The following is a 26,766-nucleotide window of genomic DNA, read 5'->3' on the forward strand; positions in this document are numbered from 1 at the left end:
CGCAAAAAGCTAACATACCCGCAGCTAACCTGTCAAGGTTTTTACCCTTTCCGATTAGTCCACCATCATGGAAGCGGCCATCTCGCGCAGCTCGGCCGGAAGCCCGAAAAGCTCCGAGGCCAGGGTGGATAGTTCGCCGCGCAACCTGCTGAACTCCTGAACCTTCTTGTAGTCGAGCCGAGCGGAGAGGAGCACGACGAAGGTGTCGGAGACCGGGTCGATCCAGATGGAGGATCCCGAATACCCGGTGTGGCCGAAGGAGACCCGGGAGAACTTCTGCCCCCGCGGCGAAGAATACGGCGAGGCGATGTCCCACCCCAGCCCGCGCACCACCTCGCCGCCGCGCGAGAAGTAGGGGGCCGTCATCTGGTCCACGGTGCGCTGCGCCAGGACCCGCCTCCCCTCGAGGCTCCCGCCCCCCAGCATCATGCGGCAGAACCGGGCCAGGTCGTGTGCCGTGGAGAAGAGTCCGGCGTGCCCGGCCACCCCGCCGAGTTGGCGCGCCAGGTAGTCCTGCGCCTCGCCGGTCAGCACCCGGTCCTCGCAGACGGTCGAGGAGCAGCGCTCCCGCTCCTTCGGGTTGAAGCCGGTGTTGGACATTCCCAGCGGCTGGTAGAACGAGGCGTGGGCATAGAGATCGAGGCCGGCTCCGGTGGCCCGGCGGGTCAACTCGGCCAGCAGGATGAAGTTGAGGTCGGCGTACTTGAAGCGGCTCCCCACCTCCCCTTTCAGCCTCTGGGCCGCGGCCCCCTCGATGGCACTCGCCAGGGCATTCCCGGAGACCAGCGGGATGTCGTCGAGGCCGGAGGTGTGGGTGAGCAGGTTCAGCACCCGGATCTCGTCCTTGCCGCGGCCGACGAACTCCGGGAACCACTTGGTCACCGGGTCGAGGAGCGAGATGCGCCCCTCCTCGGCAAGTTTCAGGACCGACGGGGTGGTGGCGACCACCTTGGTCAAGGAGGCGACGTCGAAGACGGTGTCGACGCTCATGGCGCGCGCCTCGGGGCTTGCGCCCACGCGGCCGTAGGCGCGCTCGAAGAGCACCCGGTCGTGGCTGCCGATCAATACCACGGCCCCGGCCACCAGGTTGCGCGCCATGGCGTCGGCAACGAGGGCGTCGATGCGGGCGGTGTCGGCGGCAAAACAGGGACCGGCGAGGGAGATCAGGAGAACGAAGAGGAAACTTCTGAGAAAAAGCATGACGTGCCTGGAGGAAGATCCGTGCTGCGGCGGGAACGAGGGCGCCGCGCGGTACGAGTTACCCGCGCGGCGCCGATCCCGGTGTCGGTTGAGGTCAAAACTGGAGACTGCTGGCGGGCCGGTCAGTTTACCCGGAAGCTCACCGACTTGAGGAGGGTGCCGTCGGCATCCAGCGCCTCGCAGCGCCACTCGCCGGCCTGTCCCTTTTCCATCCCCTTGCGGCTGTAGGTGCGCCAATGGGCACCTTTGACCGGCATGGTGTCTTCGGCCACCTGCTCGTCGTTGATGTACCAGACGTGCTTGATGGTGGTTTCGGTGTCGGCGGGGGCGCTGATCCGGGTGAAGCAGTAGAGTGCCTTCACCGAGGACGAGGAGATGCGGCGCACGGAGTCGATCGGGTTACCCTTTACGATCTTCGTGGTGACCGCCATCTCGGTGATCTTCATATCGCTTGCCAGCGCAGGGGCCTGGCCGATCGCGATTGACAGAAGAACCGCACTCAGCGCGCCAAGAAGCCTGGAATGAATCATCTATGCCTCCAGCAATCAAGGTACGGGCCAGGGCCCGATCACATCACTGCACAGCTGATCAGGTCCGGTAGTCGGCGTTGATCCGGACATAGTCGTAGGAGAGGTCACTGGTGTAGACGGCGGCCTCGGCGGAGCCCAGGTGCAGGTCGACGGCAACGGTGAAATCGGGGCGCTTGAGCACCTCGGTCCCGTCGGCCTCGGCACTGCCGCCGACGAAGATGCCGTTTTTCGCCATCACCACGTCGTCGAAACGGATCTCCACCCGGTCCTGGTCCACCTGTACCCCGGCGTAGCCCACCGCCGCGATGATCCTTCCCCAGTTGGCGTCCTGCCCGAAGAAGGCGGTCTTCACCAGAAGCGAGTTGGCGATGGCGAGTGCGGCCTTCTTGGCGTCGGGCACGCTGTGAGCCCCGCGCACCTTGACGGTGACGAACTTGGTGGCCCCTTCGCCGTCTTTCACGATCAGCTTGGCAAGCGAGAGCGTGACCTCGTTCAGCAGGGTGAGGAACTCGGCCGCTTCGGGAGTCCCCTCCTTGATGACCGGGTTGCCGGCGGCACCGTTGGCGATGATGAGCGCGGTGTCGTTGGTGGACATGTCGCCGTCCACGGTGATCGAGTTGAAGGATGCCTCGACCGCCTCGCCGAAGGCCTTACGCAAGAGGGCCGGCTCGACGGCGGCGTCGGTCACCAGGAAAGAGAGCATGGTCGCCATGTTGGGCTGGATCATCCCGGCACCCTTGGCGACCCCTTCGATCTGGTAGCTCACCCCGCCGGCCTGGCCGGTGCGGCGCTCCAGCTTGGCGAAGGTGTCGGTGGTCATGATGGCGGCGGCCACGTCCTCGAGGGAGCCGTGGTCCAGGGCGTCCACCAGGGGCTGGATGCCGGCCTTGAAGCGCTCCATGGGGAGCGGCTGGCCGATGACGCCGGTGGAGGCGATCAGGAGCTCCTCGTCGGGGAGCCCGAGAGCCTCGGCGGTGCGCCGGCCGCAGGAAAGCGCGTCGCGCATCCCCTGCTCGCCGGTGCAGGCGTTGGCGTTACCGGAGTTCACCAGCACGGCGCGGGCGATGCCGTTTTTGGCCCGCTCGCGGGAGATGATAACCGGCGCCGCCTGCACCTTGTTGGTGGTGAACACCGCGGCGACGTGGGCCGGCTGGTCGGAAAAAAGGAGCGCCAGGTCGCGGCGTCCGGGCTTTTTAATGGCCGCCTCGACGGCGGCAAAGCGAAAACCTTTAAGTGTCATGTGAAACCTCTCCTAACTTCGCGCCCCTTGTGTGGCAGGACCGGACCGAGCGGTCCGATCACAACGACCAGGCCGCCCCTACTTGCCGCAGCACTTCTTGTACTTCTGGCCGCTGCCGCAGGGGCACGGGTCGTTCCTGCCGACCATGCGGCGGCTTTTGGCCGGCTGTTTCTGGGCCGCTGCCTGCTCCTGCTCGTCGTAGTTGTCGCCCAGGTTGAAGACCATGCGCTGCGGCTGGCGCTGCTGCTCGATCTCGATCTCCTCCATCTCGTCCTCGTGGGCTACCTGCACCCAGAAGATCTTCTCGACCACCTCGGCCCTGATGCGGGTCATCATGTCCATGAAGAGCTGGTAGGCCTCGCGCTTGTACTCCTGCTTGGGGTCCTTCTGGCCGTAGCCGCGCAAGCCGATACCCTCTTTCAGGTGGTCGATGGAGAGCAGGTGATCCTTCCACTGGGCGTCGATGACCTGCAGCATGATCACCTTGATCAGGTGATCCATGAGCTCCTCGCCGAACTCGTCGAGCTTCGCGGTGAAACGCTGACGGCAGCTCGCACGCAGGAACTCCTCGAAGTTCACCGGGTTGAGCCGCGACAGGGTGTCGGCGGTCAGGTCGAGGTGGTAGCCGAAGGTCTTGCCGATGGTGTCCTCGATACCCGGCCAATCCCACTCGCGCGCCGGCACCTTGTCGATGGCGTAGACGGTCACCACGTCGGTAACCAGGTCGTCCACCATCCCGATGAAGCTGTCCCGGATGGCGTTGCCCGCCAGGATCTCCTTGCGCTGGGTGTAGATCACCTCGCGCTGCTTGTTCATGACGTCGTCGTACTCGATGAGGTGCTTGCGGATCTCGAAGTTGTGCGCCTCGACCTTCTTCTGGGCGTTTTCGATCGCGCGGGTGATGAGCCCGTGGGTGATCGCCTCGCCTTCCTCGATTCCCAGCTTGTCCATGATCATGGAGACGCGCTCGCTGCCGAAGATGCGCAAGAGGTCGTCCTCCAGCGACAGGTAGAAACGCGAGGAACCCGGGTCGCCCTGACGGCCGGAACGGCCACGCAACTGGTTGTCGATGCGGCGCGACTCGTGGCGCTCGGTCCCCAGGATGTGCAGGCCGCCCAAACCGACCACCTCGTCGTGCTCGGCCTGGCAGGTCGGCTTGTACTTCGCCACGATCTCGTCGAACTGCTTCTGGAACTCGGCGCGCACCACCTCCTGCAGCTCGTCGTAGTCCGGCTCCTCGGTACTGTTCAGGTACTCGCTGACCACCTGGGTCACGCCGGGGAACTCGTTGTCCAGCGCCTGCACCTGCTCGGGCTGGGGGCGGTCGCTGTCCGCCATCTTCTGGAAGGCCTCGATGAACTGCTCGGCGCGGGCGTCCGGGGTGCCGCCGAACTCCTGGCGTGCCAGGCCGTCGGGGTTACCACCCAAGAGGATGTCGGTACCGCGGCCGGCCATGTTGGTGGCGATGGTGACCATCCCCTTGCGGCCCGCCTGGGCGACGATCTCCGCCTCGCGCTCGTGCTGCTTCGCGTTCAGGACGAAGTGCGCGATCTGGTGCTGTTTCAAAAGGTCCGAGAGCACCTCGGACTTCTCGATGGAGATGGTACCGACCAGGATCGGCTGCCCCTTCTCGTGCAGCTCCTTGATCTCGTTGATGACCGCATTGAACTTCTCGCGCTCGGTCTTGTAGATGACGTCCGGGAAGTCCGGGCGCAACAGCGGCCGGTTGGTCGGGATCACCACCACGTCCAGGTTGTAGATCTTGTGGAACTCGACCGCCTCGGTGTCGGCGGTACCGGTCATGCCGGAGAGCTTCGCGTACATCCTGAAGTAGTTCTGGAAGGTGATGGTGGCGAGCGTCTGGTTCTCGTTCTCGATCTTCGCCCCTTCCTTGGCCTCGATGGCCTGGTGCAGGCCGTCGGACCAGCGGCGCCCCGGCATGAGACGGCCGGTGAACTCGTCGACGATGAGGACCTCGTTGTCGCGCACCACGTAGTCCACGTCGCGCTTGAACAGGGCGTGGGCACGCAGGGCCTGGTTGGTGTGGTGCAGGATCTCCATGTTGCGCGGGTCGTAGAGGTTATCGACCTTGAGGAGCTTCTCGACCTTCAGGACCCCTTCCTCGGTCAGGGTGGCGCTCTTCGCCTTCTCGTCCACGGTGAAGTCGCCGGTGTAGGTCTTCCTCTTGCCGGAGAGGGTATTCGCCTCGACCTCGATCACCTCACCCTTCTTCAGGAGCGGGATGATGCGGTCGATGATGTAGTACTTGTCGGTGGAGTCCTCGGTCGGGCCGGAGATGATGAGCGGGGTACGCGCCTCGTCGATGAGGATGGAGTCCACCTCGTCGACCACCGCGAAGTTATGGGGACGCTGGACGTAGTCGCCCAGGTCGAACTTCATGTTGTCGCGCAGGTAGTCGAAACCGAACTCGTTGTTGGTGCCGTAGGTGATGTCCGCGGCATAGGCATCGCGACGTTCTTCGTCGTCCAGGCCGTGCACGATGACCCCCACGGAGAGTCCCAGGAATTTATGAATGCGCCCCATCCACTCGGAGTCGCGCTTGGCCAGGTAGTCGTTCACGGTGACGACGTGCACCCCCTTGCCGGAGATACCGTTCAGGTAGGAGGGGAGCGTCGCTACCAGGGTCTTACCCTCGCCGGTCTTCATCTCGGCGATTTTTCCGGAGTGCAGCACCATGCCGCCGATCAGCTGTACGTCGAAGTGGCGCATGCCGAGGACGCGTTTACCCGCCTCGCGGCAGACGGCGAACGCCTCGGGAAGCATCGAGTCGAGACTCTCGCCACGGCTGTAGCGCTCCTTGAACTGCGCAGTCTTGCCCCGCAGTTCCGCGTCGGTGAGCTTGACCAGCTCCGGCTCCATCTTGTTGATCTGATCCACGATGGGCCAAAGTCGCTTCAGTTCCCGCTCGTTCTTACTCCCGACGAATTTCTTAATAAGCGCACCGAACATCTATAAAATCTCCTTAGAATTTACAAAAAGGGATGTAAAAACAGGGTAACCTACCACACCTGTGAAGATCGCTCAATAGAAAAGGCGCCCACCAGTCCCTGCCCCGGCGGCGCCCGGTCATCGAACGTCCTCATTATACATCAAAGGCGTACGCGATTCTTGCATTAATGGGAGGCTCTCCCTATAATGGCCGGCTTGAGGAGAACACCGTGCCAGCCACTACCCCGTTTAGTCCAGACCTGCTCGACAGCCACCTGCCCGTCGACGTCCGCACCCCGCTCGAGTTTGCCGAGGACCACCTCCCCGGCGCCGTCAACGTCCCACTTTTAACTAATGAAGAGCGGGTCGAAATCGGCATCCTGCACAAGCACGAGGGGCCTCCCGCCGCCCGCAAGCGCGGGCTCGAGCTTACGGCGCACCGTTTCCCGGAAATGGTGGCCACCATCGCTCAGGCAGCCCAGGGGAGACCGGTTCTCGTCTACTGCTGGCGCGGCGGCCTGCGCAGCAAGACCGTCACCTCCATCCTGGACCTCACCGGGCACCAGGCCGTGCAGCTGATCGGCGGCTACAAGAGCTTCCGCAACCGGGTCGCCGCATACTTCACTCCGTTCCAGCCGCCGGCGCCGCTGGTGGTCCTGCACGGCATGACGGGGATCGGCAAGACCACCCTGTTGCAAAAGCTTGTGGACAAAGGGGAGTCGGTGATCGACCTGGAGGGTCTTGCCTGCCACCGCGGTTCAGCCTTCGGGCAGTTGGGGCTTACCCAGGACCTGACCCAGAAGCGTTTCGAGACCCTCCTGTGGGATGCCTTCCGCAAGGTTCCCGCAGGCCGTCCCCTGTACCTGGAGGGGGAGAGCGAGCGGATCGGGCGGGTCTCCCTTCCCGGCGACCTTTACCAGAAGATGGCTGCGGGAATCCGGGTCTGGTGCTACGCCGAGTTGGAGACGCGCGTGGACCGGCTCATCGAGGAGTACGGCAGGTTCGAGTACCGGGAGGATATGGCGGCGGCCCTGCAGCGGATCCGCAAGAAACTGGGCGGGGTGAAATGCGAGGAGTTGGCGGGCCACCTGGAGCGCTGGGACCTCAGGCCGTTCATGAGGGGGCTCGTGCTCGATTACTACGACAAGGTCTACTATAAAAACCGTGACTGGGAGGGGGACTTCGACCTGAGCCTGGAAGACTTCGACGCCGCGGCCGACGAGCTGATCATAGAATCGGTAAAACGGACGAACAGCTCAACTTAGCCACGGAGTCAGCAAACCCACGGAGAAAAACAGGTCTTTGGCACGACCGGCAGCCTCCGACGCCCCCCCTGAAACCCATGAAAGGTTCGGCCTCAAGCGTTAACGCACGAGGCCGAACCGTCATTCCCGTTTCTTGTCCCTTCGTTTTTCCTTTTTACTCTCTTGCCAAGGTGCGGAGCAAACTGCACGGCCTTGCCTTTTCTCCGTACCCTTGGTGACTCCGTGGCAAAAAAGCCTTTTAGTCTTTGCGCCTCACCCGGTACTTCTGCACTAACTCCACCGGGTGGTAGGAGAGCTTCGTCTGCCTCAAGGAGAGTTCCCCCAGGTCCTGCTCACGGTTCACGAACTCGCAATCCATAAAGAGCAGCCGGCAGAATTCCCGGTCCACCAGCTGGTACAACCCCTCCATGAAGAGGTCGGCCTTCTCGAAATGGCAGACCGCGGTATTCCGGTTCAAGAGCTCCCCCAGGGCAAAACCCTTCACCTCCCCTTCCACCAGCACCACGATCCCGGAGAGCCCCAGTTCCCGGTAGAGCCTCAGCGCTTCCGCCGCTCCCTCCACCTCGCGCTCCAGCGAACTCGGCCCCATCGAGGTCCTGATCCGCTGCCACTCGTCGAGAACCTTAAGCGCCCCCTCCAGATATTTCTCTTCGTAGGCCTCCACCGAATAACGGTGGCGCACCGCGAAGTAGTTCACCCGGTTTTTCTTCTTGTGGTAGTTCTTGCCGGAAAGCTCGGCCATCTCCTGGCGCAGGTGCAGGTAGTCGAAGTTGTCCCGGTCCTCGAGCACCTCGAGTGCGTCCCAGTCCGGGAAGTGGCACTCCAGGAAGCCCTGGTCCGCCCCGTAGAGGGTGCGCCCCGCCCCGATCAGGGTGCGGGATGCGGCACCGCGGTCTCCGGAAAAGGGGGGGAGAAAATAGGGGGTGCCGTCCCAGCCGCAGCCAAGCGCCACCACCGAGTCGCCGACCCGGGTGAGCCGGTAGTCGTGGACCAGCCGAAAGAGGTACAGGTTCGCGAAGGTGAGCTCGGAAACCCGGGGCTGCAGTTCCCACAAAAGCGGGTCAAGCTGTGATTTATCCTCCAGGAGCAAGGGCCTGGACTCGGGATAACGGGGGATTTCCATGATGACTCCACGGCAAGAGCAGGTTCTCTGGCAAGCAAAACGGGCGGCGCCCCACAGGTGCTGGCGCGAACCGCCAATGGTCCCGGCAGCTTCCGGATTTGCCCTGTCAGACAGTACCAGTTTTTGCGGCAACTGAGAAAAGAAATTTAAGGTGGCGCAGCCCCGCGTGCCACGCTCCGCGCTTTTTTTGCAGATTTGCGAAAAAGGGCTGGCGTTTTACCCATCCCCTGAGCTAATATCCCGTTTACGCTATGCGTTGAATCTCATGAGCCCCCCTTTTCCACCGGGCGATTGCCCTCCGGACCTCTGGCAGCCGTTTCCCGAAGCTCGCATGCCGCATGAACCGTCGCCGGTAAAGGACCCCGATGCAAAGCCTCTTCAGCTACGTGAACAACCTGAAACTGCGCTGGAAGATGATGGTGCTGGTGCTGCCACTGGTCACCATCCCGATCTTCATCGTGGGCGGGGTCATCGGCTACATCTCCACCAAGCAGGCCTATCTCGGCATCACCCAGACCAGCAAAGACGACCTGGAGCACATGGCCGGCTTCACGCTGGACCTCTTGAACTCACACTACCAGCAGTTCCAGGTCTACAAGCAGGACAAGGAGAAGAGCTTCAACCAGGAACTCGCCACCCTCACCGACCTCTCCTACAAGGTGCTCGAGTCGCAACAGCGCCAGGTCCGCCTGGGGCGCATCGATCTCGCCACCGCGCGGCGCGAATCCCACAACGCCCTGGTCAAGGTGAACGTCGGGAAAACCGGCTACATCTACGCCATGAACAGCAAGGGCGACCTCATGGTGCACGTCGCCATGGAGGGGAAAAACGTCTTCAACAGCCAGGACGAAAGCGGCCGCTACTTCATCAGGGAGATGTGCGAGAAGGCGGTGCGCTCCAAGCCGGGCGAGGTCCTCTACATCGTCTACCCGTGGAAGAACACGGCACTGGGCGACAAGGTCCTGCGCAAGAAGGTGGTCGCCTACCGCTACTTCCGCGAGTGGGACTGGATCATCGCCGCCGGCGGTTACCTCGAGGAGACCTACGACGACATCGATTTCGAGAGACGCTCCTTTGCGGCCCTCAAGGAAAAGATCAAGAGCAAGAAGGTTGGAAAAACCGGCTACATCTTCTGCCTGGATACCGCCGGCAACTTCATGATCCACCCCACCGGGGAGGGGAAGAATTTCCTCAAGGCCACCGACACCGACGGCAACCACTTCATCAAGGAGATGTGCCAGACCAAAAGCGGCTGGATCCGCTACCCCTGGAAAAACGCCAGCGACCGTGCCCCCCGCATGAAGATCGTGCGCTACGAGTACTTCCAGCCCTGGAACTGGATCGTCGCCGTCGGCTCCTATGAGGACGAGTTCTACCAGGAGGCCAACGCCATCAAGGGGCGCATCATGGAGAGCATGGTGGTGCTCACCATCTTCGTCTCCATCCTCGCCATAATCATGGTGTTCCTGGCGGCGCGGATCTTCACGGACCCGATCGCCGGCATGATGACCGTGATCCGCAAGGTGAAGCAGGGACGGCTCGACGAGCGGATCGAGGTGACCACCAACGACGAACTCGGCGAACTGGCCACGGCCTTCAACCGGATGACTGCCATCATCAAGCACAACAAGGAGCTCGAGGCGAACCTGGCACAGCAGGGGAAGATGGCCTCGCTCGGGGTCCTCTCTTCGGGGGTGGCGCACGAGATCAACAACCCGCTCGGTGTCATCCTGGGCTACGCCGGGTATATCGAGGGGAAGATCGGCCCCGACGACCCCAACTACAAGTACATCCACGAGATAAAGCGCGAGAGCAAACGCTGCAAGAAGATCGTGCAGGACCTGTTAAGTTATGCCCGTACGCCTCAACCGGTACTCGAAGAGACCAACATCAACCAGCTCCTCGAGCAGATCGTCGATTTCGCCGCCAACCACACCGATATGCACCACGTCTCCGTGCAGAAGGAGTTCGACCCTGCGCTCCCGGTGATCATGGTGGACGGCGACCAGCTGCGCCAGGTGGCGATCAACCTGATCCTCAACGCGGGTGCTGCGATGCAGAAAGGCGGCAAGCTGGTGGTCTCCTCCACGCTCGGCGTGGACGGCTGCGTGAGCCTCAAGTTCAGCGACAACGGGGGCGGGATCCCGCCCGAGCACATGGAAAAGATCTTCGAACCCTTCTTCACCACCAAGGTGAAGGGTACCGGCCTGGGCCTTGCCATTACGCGCCAGATCATCGAGCAGCACCACGGCAAGATCGCGATCCAGAGTAACGTCGGCCAGGGGACTACCGTCGAGGTCCGCCTCCCCATCAACCGCGACGCCTACTGATTCCTGGCGACCCAACTGTTCGGGTCCCCCGATCCAGGAATCCGGGAGAGATAACTCCCCTCGCCTACCGGGAGAGGGCGGCGGTGAGGGCGCCGGCAGCTGCGGTAATCTGCCCCGGTACGACCTCAAACGCACCACCTGCAGTACTACTTTCGACCTGCCGAGGTAATAAAGCGTGACTGCACAAAAAAGGATCATGGTGATCGACAACGAGGAGGGGCTGTGCCGCATGATGGAGGCGGTCCTTTCCGACAACGGCTACGCAGTAACCGCGCACACCCGCTCCTTCGAGGCGGCCGAGTCGTTTCAGGCCGGCCAGTGGGACCTGGTGGTGACGGACATCAAGATGCCGGGGATGGACGGCCTGGAACTGCTGCAGCGCGTCAAGCAGAAGGATCCCGGCATCCCGGTCATCATGGTCACCGCCTACGCTACCGTGGAGATGTCGATCCAGGCCCTGAGAAAAGGGGCCTACGACATGCTCACCAAGCCGTTCGAGCCCGAGGAACTCCTCTACCGGGTCAAGAACGCCCTGCAGCACACCAAGCTCATCGAGGAAAACCGCGAACTGCGGGAGGAGCTGGTGGGCCGGTTCCACTTCGACAACATCATCGGCGCCTCGAAGGGGCTCAAGGACGTGCTCGAGAAGGTGGAAAAAATCGCGGTCCGCGACACCTCGGTGCTGGTCACCGGGGAATCCGGCACAGGGAAGGAGCTGATCGCCCAGGCGATCCACTACAACTCGCCGCGCAAGGACAAGAAGTTCGTGGCCATCAACTGCGGCGCCCTCCCCGCTTCGCTTCTGGAAAGCGAGCTCTTCGGCTACCGCAAGGGTGCCTTCACCGGTGCGGCCGAAAACCGGCGCGGCCTGTTGGAGACCGCCGACGGCGGGACCCTCTTTCTCGACGAGGTGGGCAACCTCCCGATGACGGTACAAAAGACCCTCTTGCGCTTTCTCCAGGAGCAGACCTTCAACCGCCTCGGTGACCCCACCCCCACCCAGGTCGATGTGCGGGTGCTCTCGGCAACCAACGCCGACCTGAAGGTGGCGGTGAAGGCCGGAGAATTCCGCGAGGACCTCTACTACCGGCTCAACGTGGTGAACATCCAGCTCCCCCCCTTGCGGGAGCGCCGCGACGACATCCCGCTTTTGGCAGCGCATTTCATCACCCTGCAGAACCAGAAGTTCGGCACTCAGATCCGCGGGCTGGACCAGCAGGCCCACGATGCCGCGGTGGACTACGCCTGGCCCGGAAATATCCGCCAGTTGCGTAACGTCATCGAGGCCTCCATGGCCATGGAAGGGAGTAGCTACATCACCTTGCCGGTACTCTCCCAGTTCATTGAAGTTGCCGTACCGGAAGGCGAAGCAGAAACGGCTAGCGTCGAGGAGGGAGATTACAACCAGGCGCTGTCCCGCTTCGAGACTGATTACCTCCGGGGGCTTTTGCGCAAGCACAACGGCAACATCGAGGCCGCCGCCAAGGAGGCGGGGACCAACATGGCAACCATTTACCGCAAGATCAAGAAGTACGGCATCCGAAAGGACGAGTACAACGCTGCCGGCTAATGCAGCAGCCACCCGGCCCGCCAACTCGGCGGGCTTTTTTTTGTCCCACCAGGGTTCGATACCAACCTTTTGCAATGCTGCAAAAACGTGCGTTTCTCTCTTTGCACATCTGCAAATAGCCGTAAATTCGCGCCCCTCCTCAATGCAAGCCATTTAAATACCAAGCTTTTTGACCACCACCCTCCAACTGCCTCACCCTCCAGGTGCAAGAGAACTTTAGGAAATCCTTCACAGGATCTTTTGCGAATTTGCAAATACGCATGAATCCCCCCCTACCCATTACCTCCGGCGATTCTTGCCAAACGCCCGTAAATGCAGCCATTTTAAGCTACACATCACTTTTCTCATCATTTGGTACGGTCGTTGCTGAATGAGACACGTCACCTTTTTTGGTCAGGTATTTCTTTAGTGGATGCAAAGGGGTCGAGGTCTTATGCCCAAAGATACCGTCTGCCCTTTCTACGGCATTAACGATGATTACTGCGATGTGGGATGTGGTTACATCTCGCCCCACGACGTACGGCAGATCATCAGTTTCTGCAGTTGCCGCTACCATGAATGCCTGAAGTACCGGGAACTCTCCGACCGATTCCCGATTGCAGCGATGGAATCCGGGCTCTGCGCGGTCTAACGACACGGCGTGGGGCGGCTGGTTGCGGCGACGGCCGCACCAGCCCGGCTTCCCACCTCTTGCCCTTGTTATCCTGAGCCCGGGGAGAACGGCGATGAGCGAAAAAGAACTGGAACTTCTGGCCCGCATCGAGGAGCTGGAGCGACACACCTGGCGCAACAGCGCCATCCTGCGCGCGGTAGCCATGGTGGCCCTGACGGCCCTCATCGGGGTCGTGGTCGCCTCCGGCATAGCCGCCGGCGGCCGCGGCAGCCACTGGTCCGGCCCGGCCTGGAACACCATGTGGATCTACGGCCTCTTCGCCGCCAACGCGGTCTCCATGTTCTGGACCACGCACAAGGAGTAACCACCACCCCCGCTGAGGGTGCGACATACCGAGGTAGAAACGGCGCCCGAGGGCCCGCACCAGGAGGAACGATCCATGCCGATGAAACTATCGAACGTGATGCTCTTACTGGTTGTGGTCACCATCTGCGCCGTTTTTTCGTTGCGGATCTTCCAGGGGATCGACGAGATGATGGGAGATCAGTACTGGGTCGTGGACACCACCCAGGGAGACCACGGCTGGTACGCCATGGGGCTCCTCCCCTGCGTCGTGAAAGTCCCCAAAGACGTGGTACATGCCGCAAACAGTAACCCTGCCTCTCCCACCAAGTACCTGATCTACGCGCAAAACGGCGACTTCGCGGGTAATACCGTCTACGGCATCTCGCTCGGCATCCCGCTCATCATGTACCTGATCTGGTTCGCCTGCATCCTCGGTTTTCCGGACCGGGTGGATCCCTACCTGCTGCCGCGCCGCATCTTCACCACCACCGTCATCATCACCTGCTCCATCGTGGTTAACCTGTTCCTGATGCGGGTTGCCGCCGACTTCTCGCGCGATCCCCTTTCGCGCATCGCCAACGTGTCCGGCACTCAGGCCTCGCTCTTGTTTCACAGCGCCGGGATCTGGTTCGCCATTCTCTTCTCCGCCCTCGGGACCACCAACCACAGTGCCCGCGAGACGCGTGCCCCCGACAGCCGCAACTGGCAGCCCCAGGCAAACGAGAAGTTCAACTGGATGTTCGTGCTCCTGTTCGGCGCGACCATGCTCGAGGTAGTCTTCGTACAGAGCCGCCTGGCCCTGCCGGATGCCGCACTGGACTACGCACTGTGGCTCATGGCCACGGTCATCTTCATGCGGATGTTCGGCTTCTCGCCCAAGTACTGGGTCAAGAGGGGCCGCGGCATCGCCATCGCGCTGACCGGCACCCTCTGTACCCTCCCGGTCTTCTACCTCCTGGAACGCGCCACCGGTACCCTGGGCGCCGGTTTTGCCTCACCTATCCTGGCGGCGACGCACGGCCCGGAAAACGCCAACATCGGACTGTCGCTCATGCTTTCCATTTACCTCATCTTCTGGATGGAGTTTGCCGCGGCAATCCGGCGCAACGGCCCGGTACGCCCCCTGAGCGGAACCAGGAGCTGAGTTTTGGCTGTTTTATTCCTGCCTGCCCTACCCTCGAAACAGTTGCCACGCGCGCCCCAACGCCTCGTTTTCAAGCCCCTTCCCACCCGAGGATAAACCGAAGTTCTACGAATTGCCCTCGCTGCGACCTATAGCCAGCAGCCCAAACTAAAACAGTGTCGCAAAGTTTCCTGCCTAAACCTTTCCTGCAAAGCCTGCCAAAACGTAAGAAATCGCCTCACCAGCCCGAACCGCCGCCCCCCGTGCCGCCCTGACCGTACCCGTCACGTCCACGCGCCTACCCCGCGTTTTGCGGTGCAAAACCGTCAGTTTCACCCCGGCCTACCCCCTGGTCCACTGCCAAGTTCTGATTATTTTTGGTGATAAATTTACTTTTGGCAGGAACCGGTTATCATTAGCTGTAACGCGCTCCGATCCTTATGAGAACCAAACGCGGAAATTAATGCGACACTGTTTTGTATACGTGTAGGGCATTTTCACCCCCTTTGGCGCCACGGGGCCTACGGCCGCCCTTCACGAGGGGAGATAAAAATATTTTTCCGGCAAAAAGTCGAATATAATCCGTGTTTTCAGGTTATTATGCCAGACCAGATACCGCCGGTTTTCTACAAAATGTATGACGTTTGTTTAAAACGGTGTTTATTTTTTGTTGTGGTTTACGAAATCTTGTGGTAAAAGAAAACCATCCGAGGCCCCAGAAACGAGCCAAAACGAGACTTCCCGGACGGTTTCAAGGCCCCGAACACAAGCACAACACCCTGTTTTCACATCTGTTTTATTGCTGGCGTCTTTATCAAAACAGCTTGACATTTTTTAAGACGTATTGAAAGCGCAGTGTTTACCAAAAAACAAAATGACGAAAGGGGGATCTATCGAGAACTGAACCACGTGGGCGGGACGCCGCTCAGACAACCGGGCATCTTTACCAAGAAAGGAGTGACAAACCATGGCAGAGAAAAAGTACGATTGGTCGGCAATCGCCAAGAACCCCAAATTTGTAGAACTGCACCATAAGAAAACCGCCTTCCTTTTCGGCTGGTGGATCTTTTCGTGCGTCTACTACTTCCTCCTCCCTATCGGAGCGGCCTACACGCCCGGGATCTTCAAGGTGAAGATCATCGGCGCCGTCAACTTCGGCTACCTGTTCGCCCTATCCCAGTTTTTCGTCTCCTGGGGTTTGGCTCTTTACTATGCACACGTAGCCAACAAGGACTTTGACCGCCTGACCAGGGAACTGATCGACGAGTTACATCTCTAACGTAAAGGAGGATAGGACATGACCATGAAGAAGATCATCATCGCCGCATCGTTGGCACTCTCCGTCGCCGCCGTCGCCTTTGCCGAAGAGAGCAAGGCACCCGCCGGCGCCCCGGGTGGCGCACCGGCCGCGAGCGCACCGGCCGCAACGTCTACCCCGAGCGCCCCCGTCATGAAGGTCGAGACGGCACAGCCCGCAGGCCCCGCAGCCGCGACTCCCGCCGCTCCCAAGAAAAAGGAACTCAAGGCTGACCGCACCATCACCATCTCGATGTTCGCGATCATCATCGCTATCACCATGGGAGTCGTGGTCTGGGCTGCCAAGCAGACCAAGTCCGCTGCCGACTTCTACGCCGCAGGTGGTGGCATCACCGGCACCCAGAACGGCTGGGCCATCGCCGGCGACTACATGTCGGCTGCGTCCTTCCTGGGTATTTCCGGCCTGATCTCGCTCTACGGCTACGACGGGTTCATGTACTCGGTCGGCTGGCTGGTAGCCTACATCACGGTACTCTTGATCGTGGCGGAGCCCTGCCGTAACGCCGGCAAGTACACCCTGGGGGACATCCTCTCCTTCAGGACCTCGCCCAAGCCGGTGCGCGCCTTCGCCGCCATTTCCACCGTTTCGGTCTCCACCTTCTACCTCACCGCCCAGATGGTCGGTGCCGGTAAACTGATGGCCCTGCTGGTCGGCATCCCCTACAAAACCGCCATCATCGGCGTGGGCATCCTCATGGTCGGCTACGTCGTGTTCGGCGGCATGGTCGCCACCACCTGGGTACAGATCATCAAGGCAGGCCTCCTTATGTCTGGCGCCTTCCTGCTCTCCTTCCTGGTCATGATGAAGGCCGGCTTCAACCCGATCGGCTTCTTCGACCAGATCGTCGCCAACCCGGATATCCAGGACCACGTCTCCAAGATGGTCCTCAAAGACGGCGTCATCCTCGCCGGCATGGACGCAGGCCAGCGCTTCCTGGAGCCGGGCCTCTACCTGAAGAACCCGCTGGACCAGATCTCCCTGGGTATGGCCCTCGTGCTTGGCACCGCAGGCATGCCGCACATCCTGATGCGCTTCTTCACCGTACCGACCGCGCAGGCGGCCCGTAAATCCGTCATCATCGCCATGTTCATCATCGGCGGCTTCTACGTGCTGACCACCCTCCTGGGCTTCGGCGCCGCCATCAACCTGACCCCGCAGGGGATCATCTCAGTGGACCCGGGCGGCAACATGGCTACCCTGATGCTGGCTCAGCAGATGGGCGCCGAGATCGCACCGATCCTGGGCGACCTGTTCCTTGCCTTCCTGTGCGCCGTCGCCTTCGCCACCATCCTCGCCGTGGTCTCCGGCCTGGTGCTGGCGGCCTCCGCGGCCATCGCCCACGACATCTACGTGAACGTGATCAAGGACGGCCACGCCGACCAGCACGAGCAGGTCTTCGCAGCCCGCGTCACCTCCTTCGTGGTTGGCGCCTGCGGCATCCTGATCGGTATCGCCGCCGAGAAACAGAACGTCGCACACCTGGTGGCACTGGCCTTCGCCGTGGCCGCCTCGGGCAACCTCCCGGTCGTCGTGCTCTCGCTGTTCTGGCGTAAGTTCAACACCGCCGGCGTCATCTCCGGCCTGGTGGTCGGCACTGTCGCTTCCATCGCCCTGGTGATGGTATCCCCCAACATGACCTACCCGAAAATGGAAGCTGCCAAGGCCCACAAGGTGGTCGTGGCCATGGAGAAGAAGATGGCCTCCCTCGCTCCGGGTGCAGTCCTCCCCGAGAAGGACCTGAAGGCCCTCGAGAAGGCCCGCAAGGACGAGAAGCAGGACGGCTCCTCCGTCGTCGGCCTGGACAAGCCGCTCTTTACCCTGAAGAACCCGGGTATCGTGTCGATCCCGCTGGGCTTCATGGCCGCCATCCTTGGCGCGCTCGCCTTCCCGAGCCGCCGCTCCGAGGAGATGTTCGACGAGGTGTACGTCCGTCAGAACACCGGACTGGGCATGGCCAAGGCCGTAGAGCACTAATAAAAGCTCGTTCGATCTGCTATCATGGGGAAGGGAAACCTTCCCCATTTTTTTATTGGAGCAGTCATGCCCCCGCTTTCCCCTCCCCCGATGCTTACCGAGAAAGACCTGGTGCAGGATCTCATGGACCGGGTGCACGCCTTTTTGCCCCTTCTGGAGCTCAACGAGATTACCCCGCTCCTCGAGGGGATACGCGCCAGCGCCGAGCAGGAACTAGCCCAACTGCGCGGGTTTACCAAAAGAGAAGCCGAACTCCTGGGCGCGATTCCGGTCACGACCAGCTATCCCGAGCTGCTCGCCCTGCACGAGGAGCTGAACCACCTGGAGATGGAGCGCTTCCTGCGTTTTCTCTCGGTCCCTGCGCTGCACGACAACTGCACCCACTACCGTGACCTTTTGGCGCGCCGGGCCCAGGAACTGGTGCTCAAGGAGATGCCCACGGCCGCGCCCCTCCCCTTCGCACTGGTCAGCATGGGAAGCGACGGCCGCGAAGAGCAGACCCTCATTACCGACCAGGATTACCTGATCGTCTACGGCGACGGCGGCACCGAGGAAGCCGAGGCCTGGTTTCGGGACTACGCCCTGATCCTCGTCGAGCGGCTGGCCGAGATCGGCTTCAAGAAGTGCACCGGCGGCATCATGCCATCCAACGACGACTGGCGGGGTTCGCTCTCCCAGTGGCAGCGCCGCCTGCTCTCCATCGTGCGCTACGAGTGCGAGGACATGGGGAAAAACCTCATGGACCTGATCGTCATCTCCGATGCGCGCTACGTGGCGGGTGACCGCCCCCTCGCCGACGAACTGGTGAGCAGGATCCGCTCCTTGGGCCAGGACTATTTCATCGCGCTGTGGGGAATGGCCAAGGCGGCCACCGAGATGCGGCTCGCCCTTGGTTTCCTGAAGCGGATCTGGACCGAGGGGAGCGGCGAACACAAGGGTGAATTCAACCTGAAACTCCTGGCCTGGGCCCCCCTGGTCATGAACGTGCGCATCCTGGCGATCAACCAGGGGATCCCGGCCACCTCCACGGTCCAGCGCATCGAGCACCTCCAGCGGGAGAAGAGCCTCTCGGCGACGACGGCAAAGGGGCTCATCGAGGCCTACCGGATCCTCACCAAGCACCGCATCCTGTTGCAGGTGAAGGTCATCAAGGGGATTCAAAGCGACGCCTACCACCTGAACCCCTACGCCCTGGACAAGGACGAGCGCGAGCGGGTGCGCCAGGCGCTGTTGCTCATCGAGGAGCTGCAGAAGATCATCCACACCAATTTCTCGATCATGTAATGAGGGAGCGGGGCCCGCACCGGGCTTACGCCCCCTTTTTCGCCTTCACCCGCGCCGGCGCCTGTGCTATGCTGCCCGCACCGTAGGCAGGACACCGACAGGAGGGAGATCATGAGCCGCCAGGACCCGCGCTACCACGTCAACCTGTTCCGCCCCAAAGAGGGACACATGAAGGATGAGGTTCTCATCATCCTCATCGTCCTCATCGGCTGGGCGACACTCACCTTCGGGTTCCAGGTCCTCCTGGCCTTCAGCCGCGGCAGGGGGATCGGCGATCTGCTGACCGGCCTTACCCTGTTCGGCCTCCCCCTGCATTTCTGGTTCACCGGACAGTTCCTGCCGCTTTGGTTCATCATCCTCTGCCTGGTGTTCAACGTCTACATCGACCGGATCACCGCCTACCACAGCCGCAAGAGGGACCGTACCTATGACTGATTCCCAGTGGACCATCGGCATCGTCATCCTGGTCCTGGTCTCCTTCATCCTGGTGGGGCTCAAGCAGAAGGCGCGCGAGAGCATGGAGTACGGCTTCGGGGGGCGCTACACGGGGCGCATCGGAGGGGGAGCTGCCATCGCCAGCAACTGGATGAGCGCGGCAAGCCTCATGGGACTCGCCGGGCTCATCTATCTCAACGGCTACCAGGCCCTCGCCTACGTGGCGGGGTGGACCGGCGGCTACGTCCTCTTACTAGTGCTTCTGGCCAGCCAGATCCGGCGCTTCGGCAAGTTCACGGCGCCTGACTTTGTGGGGGAGCGCTACGGATCGCCTGCAGCACGCTTTCTCACCGCGGTCATCTGCATCGCCATCTCGGTCATCTACTGCGTCGCCCAGTTCAAGGGGATCGGGATGATCTTCTCGTTTCTCTTCGGAATCGACTACCGGCACGGGGTGATCTACGGGGGGCTCGCGGTGATCTCCTACCTGGTGCTCTCCGGGGCACTCGGGGTACCGCGCAACCAGCAGCTCCTCTACTTCGTGATCATCACCTCCTTCATCGTGCCGCTCATGTGGCTGGCCCACCGTTTGGGTTACTTCTGGCTGTTGCCCCAGTTCGGCTACGGCGAGGCGGTGTCCGACCTGTCGCGCCAGTTCCAGGTTGACTTCGCAGCCCCCTTCGGCACGGGGAGCGTCTACGAGTGGTGCGCCCTCTGCTTTACCCTCATGGTGGGGACCGCCGGGCTCCCCCACGTGCTGTCGCGCTTCTACACGGTACCCAACCTGCGCGATGCCCGCTGGAGCGTGGTCTGGGGACTCTTCTTCATTGCGCTCGTCTACTGGTCCGCGCCGGCCTACGCGGTCTTCGGCAAGCTCATCGAGGCGCGCATGGGGCACGTGCTGCCGCCGGCGGCTGCACGCACCATGGCGGACATCGTGGTGCTGAAGACTGCGGTCCTGGCCGGGGTTCCGGGCTGGCTTGCCGGGGTCCTGGCGGCCGGTGCCCTTTCTGCGGCCTTCTTCACCGTGGCAGGGCTCCTGATGAACGGGGCCGCTTCGGTTTCCTTCGACCTCTACTACCGGGTCTTCCACCCCCAGGCGAGCGAACTCTCCCGCATGAAAGTCGCCAAGGGGGCGACCCTTGCCCTGGGGGGGCTGGTACTTCTCTTGGCGCTCAACCCGCCCGGGCTCATCGCCGAGATCACCGCGGTCGCCTTCGCCCTGGCCGGCAACACCATCTTCCCGCTCCTGCTCTTGGGGATCTGGTGGGGACGCGCCAACGACGACGGCGCGGTGGCAGGGATGCTGGTTGGTGTGGTGTGCACCTTTGCGCAACCGCTTTTCGGCTCGCTGTCACCCCAGGTGGCCGCCCTCTTCCCCCTCACCTCCTCGGCACTCTGCGGAGCTCCCCTGGTGATCCTGGTGATGATCGCGGTAAGCCTCGCCACGCCGCCCCCTCCCGATGAGATGCAGCGGTTCCTGGCGAGCGAGGTGCATGGGCATCTGGATTAGGGGGCACATCGGACTATGAAACGGTGGGTGGCGCTGCCGCAAAGGAGGCGCCGCAGGATGGTTTGACCAGACCGGCCAGGTCACCACGAGCCTGTCGCTGGGGGAAGTTGGCGGAGGCCTTTCGAGCAAGGGGAAGAGTCGAACGGTTCCCTTGAAGAACCTTGAGGTTGCCCAGCCGCTTCCGGGGTTGCTGCAACCTTGACCTCGTTTTTGGAGTGTTTGTTATGCCGATGCTGCTGGGGAGCAAAGGGAGCGACGTACTATCGTGGCGGGCCAGCACGGAACTGCTGGCGGGGCTTAAGGACGCCCTGACCCGACACTGGGAGCAAAGCCCGGTGCACTCGGCCGAGTCGTTGCTCGAGCAGTTCATCGCCGCCCTGGACCAGGAGCTCGCCTTCGACAAGCGCCTGGAAACCGCGCGGGCGGCCCTGGAGCGGGATCTCGAGGCCGCGGCCACCGCGGCCGACCTGCTGCTGGCCGCGGGACGGTTCCGCGACGCGATCACCCGGCACTTCAAGAGGCGCCGTTCGGTGCTCGCCCTCTGCGGGCTTTGCAACACCCTGCACGACCTTCTGGTGTCCCGGGCCGTCACCCTGGTCCAGGAGCGCCTGAGCGCCTCGGGTCGTGCCGGCGCGCCCCCCTGCGCCCTCCTGGTGGCCGGCGACCGGGGCCGGGGGGAGAGCACCCTTTTCTCCCGTAACCGCTACTACCTGCTGCACGACGGCGCCCCGCGCCTGAACCAGTTCCGCGACCAGCTCGAGGGGCTTTTCCAGGAGCTCGGCCTGGTCGACCCTGAGCGCCCCCTCTGGCACGGCTCGCTCAGGGAGTGGCAGGCCCAGTTCGAGTTGGTGCCCGCGCCCAGCGTACCCCCACCACAGGAAGAGTTTCTCGCCGCCCTCCCCCCGTTTGCCGCCCCCAACAAGAGCACAGCCCCGGTACGCGCCGAGCGCGACTGGCTGATCGGCCTGGCCGACCTGGGGTACCTGTGGGGGAGTGAGCAGCTGGCCTCCCCGACCCTCGAGGCGGCGGCAGCGGCGCTGGCCGCCGAGCGCGACAGCGAGTGGTTCCTGCAGTACGCACGTCGCGGCATCTCGCAACCGCTGGGAGTCGGGCGTTTCGGCCGCTGGCGCCTGGAGCGCAGCGGCGAGCGGCGCGCCCTGCTCGACCTCAAGCGCTACGCCCTGGATCCCGTGCAGGGGACCCTGCGCATCCTTGCCCTGGCCGCGGGGTCGACCCGGACCGGAAGCGTGGCGCGCCTCACCTTTCTCCTGGAGCGGGGCATCCTCGACGTGGACCTGGCCGGACGACTTTTGAACGGCTACCAGTGCATCATGCAGCTCAAGGTGCTCCTGGAGATCCGGGGAGCGCGCAACGGCCTGTTCCTGAACCCCGAGGAGTTCAGCGACGAGACCGAGACGCGCTTTCGCGCCGCCCTTGAGGCCGTGCTCGGCCTGCAGAAACTGGGCTACCAGTTCCTCATCGGACCGGTGTAGGGGGAATCCGCCATGCGCATTTCCATCTCTGCCGGTACGCTGTTCATCTTCCCGCTGGAAAAGGTCTTCGATATCGCCGCGCAGGTGGGGTTCGACGGGGTTGAACTGGTGATCAACCAGGAGTTTCAGAAGGTAAACTGCCGCAGGCTCATCCAGCGCCTGGCGGAGGTCCACCCCATCCTCTCCATCCACGCCCCCTTCATGCCGCTGGACGGCTGGGGGAACCCCAGTGATTCGCTGAAGCGCTCGGTGGAGCTCGCCGGAGAGTGCGGCATTCCGCTGGTCAACTTTCACCCCCCCTCCTGGCTGGGGTGCGAGCTGGGCTACTGGCGCTGGTTGTACCGCATCGGGGATTTTCAGAGGGAGATCGGGGGGGACCGGGTCACGCTTACCCTGGAGAACATGCCGTGGACCGGCAAGTACCGGATAAACGGCTACATCCTCTCGGACACCCGGAAGATGATCGAGTTTTTAAACGCCCACAACGTCTATCTCACCTTCGACTGCACGCACATGGGGTCGGGGCGGGCCAACTTCATCAACGACTTCTACCTGTTCTACAACTCCGGGCGCATCCGCAACATCCACTTCTCGGACTACGGTCACGGCCGGCAGCACCTGCTGCCGGGTCACGGCATCCTGCCGCTCACCCGTTTCTTGAACCACCTGAGAAACACCGACTACAACGACACGGTGACCCTCGAACTCTCCCCCCACGAGTTCCCGAAAGGGGAGCAGATCATCATCGAGAGCCTCAAAGAGATTCTCGCCTACCTAAGGGCAGAGACCGAGCGTCCCGCTACCCCCTGACCACGTAGACCGAACACTTCGCATCGCGCACCACCTTGTGCGAGACACTCCCCAAAAGTTTCCGCTTCAGAAAACCCTTTCCGGTGCTGCCGATCACGATGACGTCGATCTCCTCCTTCTCCGCGAAGTGCAGGAGCTCCTGGGCCGGGTCGCCGTAGACCACCGCCATCTCCAGCGGCACCCCCATCTCGCCGGCGATCTTCTCGATAACGAAGAAGATCCGCTCCTTCAACTCGGCCCACTGTTCCTGCTCGGTGATCGGGCGGTTCGGCACGAAATCGGTGAAGGTGCTGCGCGGCGCGTTGGGAAGTACCAGGAGCCCGTACACCTTGCTCTTGAACTGGCTCGGGATTCCCGCGGCAAAGCGGATCGCCTCCTCGGCGGCCTTGTCGGAAAGCGGCGAGCCGTCCACGGCTACCAGGATCTTCTTGCGCAGATTGAGCATTCGGGGTCACCTCGTAGGTAGGTGCAACACCAGGAGTTGGCTCGGCAAAAAACGGCTCCACTATAAAACATGTCCTTCGATTTTTCAAACAGGTATTTCGGTGAGCTGACACGAGAGGGTGAGGCAGGGGAACGGGAGAGGACGCGGCTGTGCTGCCAGGTTCGGCAGCACAGCCAGTCGGTGGGGTGGCACCCGGGGGTGCCCTGAGGGCTAGTCGGCCAGTCCGTGCTTGATGGCGTACTTGATGAGCTCCGCGTTGTTGGAGAGCTTCAGCTTGGTAAGCACCCGCGAGCGGTAGGTGCTCACGGTCTTGATGCTGAGCGAGAGCTCGTCGGCAATCTGCGACGGGGTCTTGCCGGACCCGATCATGCGCAGGAACTGCGCCTCGCGACTGGAAAGCGCGTCGTGGGGGAGAGCCCCCTTGTCGAGGCCGGAACCCAGGTGCACCGCCACCGTCTCGGCAAGCGAGGGGCTGATGTAGCGCCCGCCGGACAGCACTTTCTGCACAGCGGCCTCGATCTCATCACTGGCGCTTTCCTTGGTAAGGTACCCGCAGGCGCCCAGGCTCAGGGCCCGGATCGCATAGTCCTCTTCGGGGTACATGCTGAGCATCACCACCGGCAGGGCGGGCTGTTCGCGGTTCAGCTGTTTCAGGACGTCCAGGCCGCTGCGCCCGGGAAGCGAGATGTCCAAAAGCACCATGTCGTACTTGCGGGACGCCACCTTTTTGAGCGCTTCCTCGCCGTTGGACGCTTCGTCGCAGCTGATACCCAGGCGGGTATCCTCGAGGCTCCGGATCACCCCTTTGCGCAGAATCGCGTGGTCGTCGACTATTAAAATAGTATGCATAGGCTCTATCCTCTCTTGGTAAGCTCGAGTACGGCCGAGTCCGGGCAATGTGTGCGGCGGGTCGGTCCTTGGTGACTTTCCATCAATAGCACCCCTGAACGCAAAAGTGAATCAGAGCTCAGCTGTATTTGGGAGTGGATTGCGCGAAGCGTCGCGTAAGGAAAAGACCTACTCTTCGGGATGTTGAGTGATCCAGTACCCGATCAACTCCGCGTTGCTGCGCAGCCGCAGTTTCTCCAGCACCCGGCTGCGTACCGTACTGATGGTCTTGACACTGAGGGAGAGTTCGTTGGCGATCTCGTTGGTGGTACGCCCCGCCGCCAGGAGTGAGACGAACTGGCACTCGCGGTCGGAGAGCTGCCGGTGCAACGGTGCCCCCTGGGGTTCCTCCACCAGGGCCTCGGCCAAGAGGTCCGCCTGGCTCGGGGTGATGTAGCGGCCACCGGAGAGCACCTTCTCGGCCGCGGCCTGAAGTTCCTCGGCAGCACTACCCTTGTTGAGGTACCCCGCGGCACCGCCACGCAGGGCACGCACCGCGTAGTGTTCCTCGGGGTACATGCTGAGCACCAGGACCGGAAGCTTGGGGTTCAGGCGGTGCAGCTGTTTCAAAAGGTCGAGCCCGTTGCGCCCGGGAAGGGAAAGATCCAGGAGCACCATATCGAAGGGGTGGGCGGCGATCCGCTCCAGGGCCTCGGCGCCGCTGGCGGCTTCCTCTATGGCCACCGGCTTCGGCAACAGGTCCTGCAAGAGCCGGATAATCCCCAGGCGCACGATGGCATGATCTTCCACGATGAGAATCTGTTTCACCTAACCTCCATTCTCGGCCACCAGGACCGAGTCAATCGGGACCGTCAGGGTAACGGTAGTACCTTTACCGGGGCGACCGGTAATCTCCAGCTCCCCTTGACACAGCCTGGCACGCTCCTGCATCCCCATGACGCCGTAGGCCGTGGTGGAACCGATCTCCTCGGGAGAGATCCCCGAACCGTTGTCGGCAATCTCCAGCTCGAGGTACCCCTCTCCGAAGTAGAGCGATACCTCCACGAGGGTTGCGTGGGCGTGACGCAGGATGTTGGTCATCGCCTCCTGGAAGATACGCATCACGGCCGTAGCGGTCTTCTCATCCAGGGGGTGCGCCCCCTCGGGCGGCAGGTAGCGGCACTCGAGGCCGCTGCGCTTGCGGAACTGGCGCACCTGCCATTCGATCGCGGCAACCAGACCCAGGTTGTCCAACAGGGGGGGGCGCAATTCGGCGGTGATGTGCTGTGCCTTGGCAATCAGGTAGTCGAGCCCCTTGCGCATCTCGGTGAGGCGTTCTTTCAATTCCGGGTGCGGCTTGGCCACGCGGTTTTGGATCCAGGAGAGATCGAGCTTGAGCGCCGTGAGGGACTGTCCCACCTCGTCGTGGATTTCGCGGGAGATGGCCAGCCGTTCCTGCTCCCGAACCGTTTCCAGGTGCGCGTTCAGGTCGCTCATCTTCTCGTGGAGTCGTTTCAGGTCTTCCTGGGTTTTCTTTTGATCAGTGATGTCGCGTACCGTCCCGATCAACCGCAACGACTTGCCGCTTGCGTCGTAGCTGGGCCGGCCGCTGTCGCTTACCCAGCGCACCAGTCCGTCCGGGCGGATCATCCGGTATTCGGCCACAAAGTCGGCATGGTCGGCAAAGGCTCGGTCGATGGCGGCCAACACCCGGGGGAGATCATCCGGGTGCACCATCCTCGTGAAACTGTTCACCGTACCGTCGAAGTTCGCGGAACCGTGCATGGCGAGGCACTGGGGCGACCAATACACCGCGTTGGTCTGCACGTCCCACTCCCACACTCCCATCTGGGTGGCATTCAAAGCGATGTTGAGCCGCTCCTCGCTGCTGCGCAAGGCAGCCTCGGCCTGTTTCAGCGCCGAGATGTCGCGTCCCACCGCCTGCACCTCGATCAGGTGTCCCTTTTTGTCGAAGAAACCGCGGTTCACGAACTGAAACCAGTGTACGGCTCCGGTTCCGGAGTAGACGCGGTTTTCCACCACGACCACCGGGTGGTCCGGGGACAGGGTGGCAAGCTTCGCCTCGATCATCGGGATATCTTCGGCGTAGGCTACCGGCTGCCACCTGCTCCCCAGAAGTTCCTCGCTCGACTTTCCGAAGAAGCGGCAGTAAACCTCGTTGACGAAGCTGTAGGTGCCGTCAGCGTTGAAGCGGCTGATGACCTCGGTGAGATCCTCGACAACCAGGCGGTAACGATCCTCGTCGTTTGAACACTTCATGGGGTACCTCGACTGATGACAAAAGAACAGGGGGTGGCCACAGAAACAGGTTCTCAGTACTCCCCCACGCTCTCATGTGTCTCTTCAAAGTAGCACAA

Annotated in this window: 22 protein-coding genes; 13 read left to right on the forward strand and 9 right to left on the reverse strand. The window is 62.3% G+C overall.

Going from position 1 to position 26,766, the window contains the following annotated elements:
• Window positions 1–54: 54 nt before the first annotated feature.
• The 4 genes from H7688_RS02185 to secA all read right to left on the reverse strand — a co-directional run bounded on the left by H7688_RS02185 (window position 55) and on the right by secA (window position 5,940).
• A complete protein-coding gene (locus H7688_RS02185) occupies window positions 55–1,200 on the reverse strand; it encodes a serine hydrolase domain-containing protein (RefSeq protein ID WP_183359384.1) in 1,146 nt (381 codons plus the stop codon).
• A 122-nt stretch (window positions 1,201–1,322) separates the two neighbouring features.
• A complete protein-coding gene (locus tag H7688_RS02190; RefSeq protein ID WP_371873156.1) occupies window positions 1,323–1,646 on the reverse strand; it encodes a DUF2914 domain-containing protein in 324 nt (107 codons plus the stop codon).
• A gap of 142 nt (window positions 1,647–1,788) precedes the next feature.
• Window positions 1,789–2,970 (reverse strand): bifunctional glutamate N-acetyltransferase/amino-acid acetyltransferase ArgJ, encoded by a 1,182-nt coding sequence (gene argJ / locus H7688_RS02195; RefSeq protein ID WP_183359386.1) that lies wholly within the window; start codon window positions 2,968–2,970, stop codon window positions 1,789–1,791.
• Window positions 2,971–3,048: 78 nt separating this feature from the next.
• Window positions 3,049–5,940: a preprotein translocase subunit SecA gene (gene secA, locus H7688_RS02200; RefSeq protein WP_183359387.1), complete on the reverse strand. Its 2,892-nt coding sequence runs from the start codon at window positions 5,938–5,940 to the stop codon at window positions 3,049–3,051.
• A 209-nt stretch (window positions 5,941–6,149) separates the two neighbouring features.
• Between secA and mnmH the strand changes: the two genes are divergently transcribed.
• Window positions 6,150–7,184, forward strand: a complete 1,035-nt coding sequence (gene mnmH / locus H7688_RS02205) for a tRNA 2-selenouridine(34) synthase MnmH (protein WP_246329680.1) — start codon at window positions 6,150–6,152, stop codon at window positions 7,182–7,184.
• 238 nt (window positions 7,185–7,422) lie between these two features.
• Here the strand turns inward: mnmH and H7688_RS02210 are convergent, their stop codons facing one another.
• Window positions 7,423–8,307, reverse strand: a complete 885-nt coding sequence (locus tag H7688_RS02210; RefSeq protein ID WP_183359389.1) for a DUF2156 domain-containing protein — start codon at window positions 8,305–8,307, stop codon at window positions 7,423–7,425.
• Window positions 8,308–8,672: 365 nt separating this feature from the next.
• Here H7688_RS02210 and H7688_RS02215 point away from each other — a divergent pair, with 365 nt between their 5' ends.
• The 12 genes from H7688_RS02215 (at window position 8,673) to H7688_RS02270 (ending at window position 23,115) form a co-directional block, all read left to right on the forward strand.
• Window positions 8,673–10,637, forward strand: a complete 1,965-nt coding sequence (locus tag H7688_RS02215; RefSeq protein WP_183359390.1) for a cache domain-containing protein — start codon at window positions 8,673–8,675, stop codon at window positions 10,635–10,637.
• Between the two features lie 175 nt (window positions 10,638–10,812).
• Window positions 10,813–12,207, forward strand: a complete 1,395-nt coding sequence (locus H7688_RS02220) for a sigma-54-dependent transcriptional regulator (protein ID WP_183359391.1) — start codon at window positions 10,813–10,815, stop codon at window positions 12,205–12,207.
• A gap of 433 nt (window positions 12,208–12,640) precedes the next feature.
• Window positions 12,641–12,838 (forward strand): hypothetical protein, encoded by a 198-nt coding sequence (locus H7688_RS02225; protein WP_183359392.1) that lies wholly within the window; start codon window positions 12,641–12,643, stop codon window positions 12,836–12,838.
• Between the two features lie 94 nt (window positions 12,839–12,932).
• Entirely contained in the window at window positions 12,933–13,184 is a 252-nt protein-coding gene (locus H7688_RS02230; protein WP_183359393.1) for a hypothetical protein, read from the forward strand.
• Window positions 13,185–13,259: 75 nt separating this feature from the next.
• Window positions 13,260–14,309 (forward strand): hypothetical protein, encoded by a 1,050-nt coding sequence (locus H7688_RS02235; RefSeq protein ID WP_183359394.1) that lies wholly within the window; start codon window positions 13,260–13,262, stop codon window positions 14,307–14,309.
• A 946-nt stretch (window positions 14,310–15,255) separates the two neighbouring features.
• Entirely contained in the window at window positions 15,256–15,567 is a 312-nt protein-coding gene (locus tag H7688_RS02240) for a DUF485 domain-containing protein (protein ID WP_183352926.1), read from the forward strand.
• A 24-nt stretch (window positions 15,568–15,591) separates the two neighbouring features.
• Window positions 15,592–17,580 (forward strand): solute symporter family protein, encoded by a 1,989-nt coding sequence (locus tag H7688_RS02245; protein ID WP_183359729.1) that lies wholly within the window; start codon window positions 15,592–15,594, stop codon window positions 17,578–17,580.
• A gap of 90 nt (window positions 17,581–17,670) precedes the next feature.
• A complete protein-coding gene (locus tag H7688_RS02250; RefSeq protein ID WP_246329681.1) occupies window positions 17,671–18,864 on the forward strand; it encodes a putative nucleotidyltransferase substrate binding domain-containing protein in 1,194 nt (397 codons plus the stop codon).
• A gap of 111 nt (window positions 18,865–18,975) precedes the next feature.
• The gene (locus H7688_RS02255) at window positions 18,976–19,299 is read left to right on the forward strand and encodes a DUF4212 domain-containing protein (protein WP_183359396.1); all 324 of its coding nucleotides are present in this window, start codon (window positions 18,976–18,978) and stop codon (window positions 19,297–19,299) included.
• Complete coding sequence (locus H7688_RS02260) at window positions 19,292–20,812, forward strand: VC_2705 family sodium/solute symporter (protein ID WP_183359397.1); 1,521 nt, start codon at window positions 19,292–19,294, stop codon at window positions 20,810–20,812. The genes H7688_RS02255 and H7688_RS02260 overlap by 8 nt, the downstream gene beginning before the upstream one ends.
• 224 nt (window positions 20,813–21,036) lie before the next feature.
• Entirely contained in the window at window positions 21,037–22,305 is a 1,269-nt protein-coding gene (locus H7688_RS02265; protein WP_183359398.1) for a putative nucleotidyltransferase substrate binding domain-containing protein, read from the forward strand.
• A 12-nt stretch (window positions 22,306–22,317) separates the two neighbouring features.
• A complete protein-coding gene (locus tag H7688_RS02270; RefSeq protein WP_183359399.1) occupies window positions 22,318–23,115 on the forward strand; it encodes a sugar phosphate isomerase/epimerase family protein in 798 nt (265 codons plus the stop codon).
• Here H7688_RS02270 and H7688_RS02275 read toward each other — a convergent pair.
• The 4 genes from H7688_RS02275 to H7688_RS02290 all read right to left on the reverse strand — a co-directional run bounded on the left by H7688_RS02275 (window position 23,105) and on the right by H7688_RS02290 (window position 26,668).
• Window positions 23,105–23,560, reverse strand: coding sequence for a universal stress protein (locus tag H7688_RS02275; RefSeq protein ID WP_183359400.1), 456 nt, complete (start codon window positions 23,558–23,560; stop codon window positions 23,105–23,107). The two genes, H7688_RS02270 and H7688_RS02275, sit on opposite strands and share 11 nt — an antisense overlap.
• Before the next feature lie 210 nt (window positions 23,561–23,770).
• Complete coding sequence (locus H7688_RS02280; protein WP_183359401.1) at window positions 23,771–24,409, reverse strand: response regulator; 639 nt, start codon at window positions 24,407–24,409, stop codon at window positions 23,771–23,773.
• Window positions 24,410–24,577: 168 nt separating this feature from the next.
• Window positions 24,578–25,216 (reverse strand): response regulator, encoded by a 639-nt coding sequence (locus H7688_RS02285; RefSeq protein ID WP_183359402.1) that lies wholly within the window; start codon window positions 25,214–25,216, stop codon window positions 24,578–24,580.
• Window positions 25,217–26,668, reverse strand: coding sequence for a PAS domain-containing sensor histidine kinase (locus H7688_RS02290; RefSeq protein ID WP_183359403.1), 1,452 nt, complete (start codon window positions 26,666–26,668; stop codon window positions 25,217–25,219).
• Between the last annotated feature and the right edge of the window lie 98 nt (window positions 26,669–26,766).

Source organism: Geomonas limicola (assembly GCF_014193675.1).
In the GTDB taxonomy this organism is placed as follows: Bacteria; Desulfobacterota; Desulfuromonadia; order Geobacterales; family Geobacteraceae; genus Geomonas; species Geomonas limicola.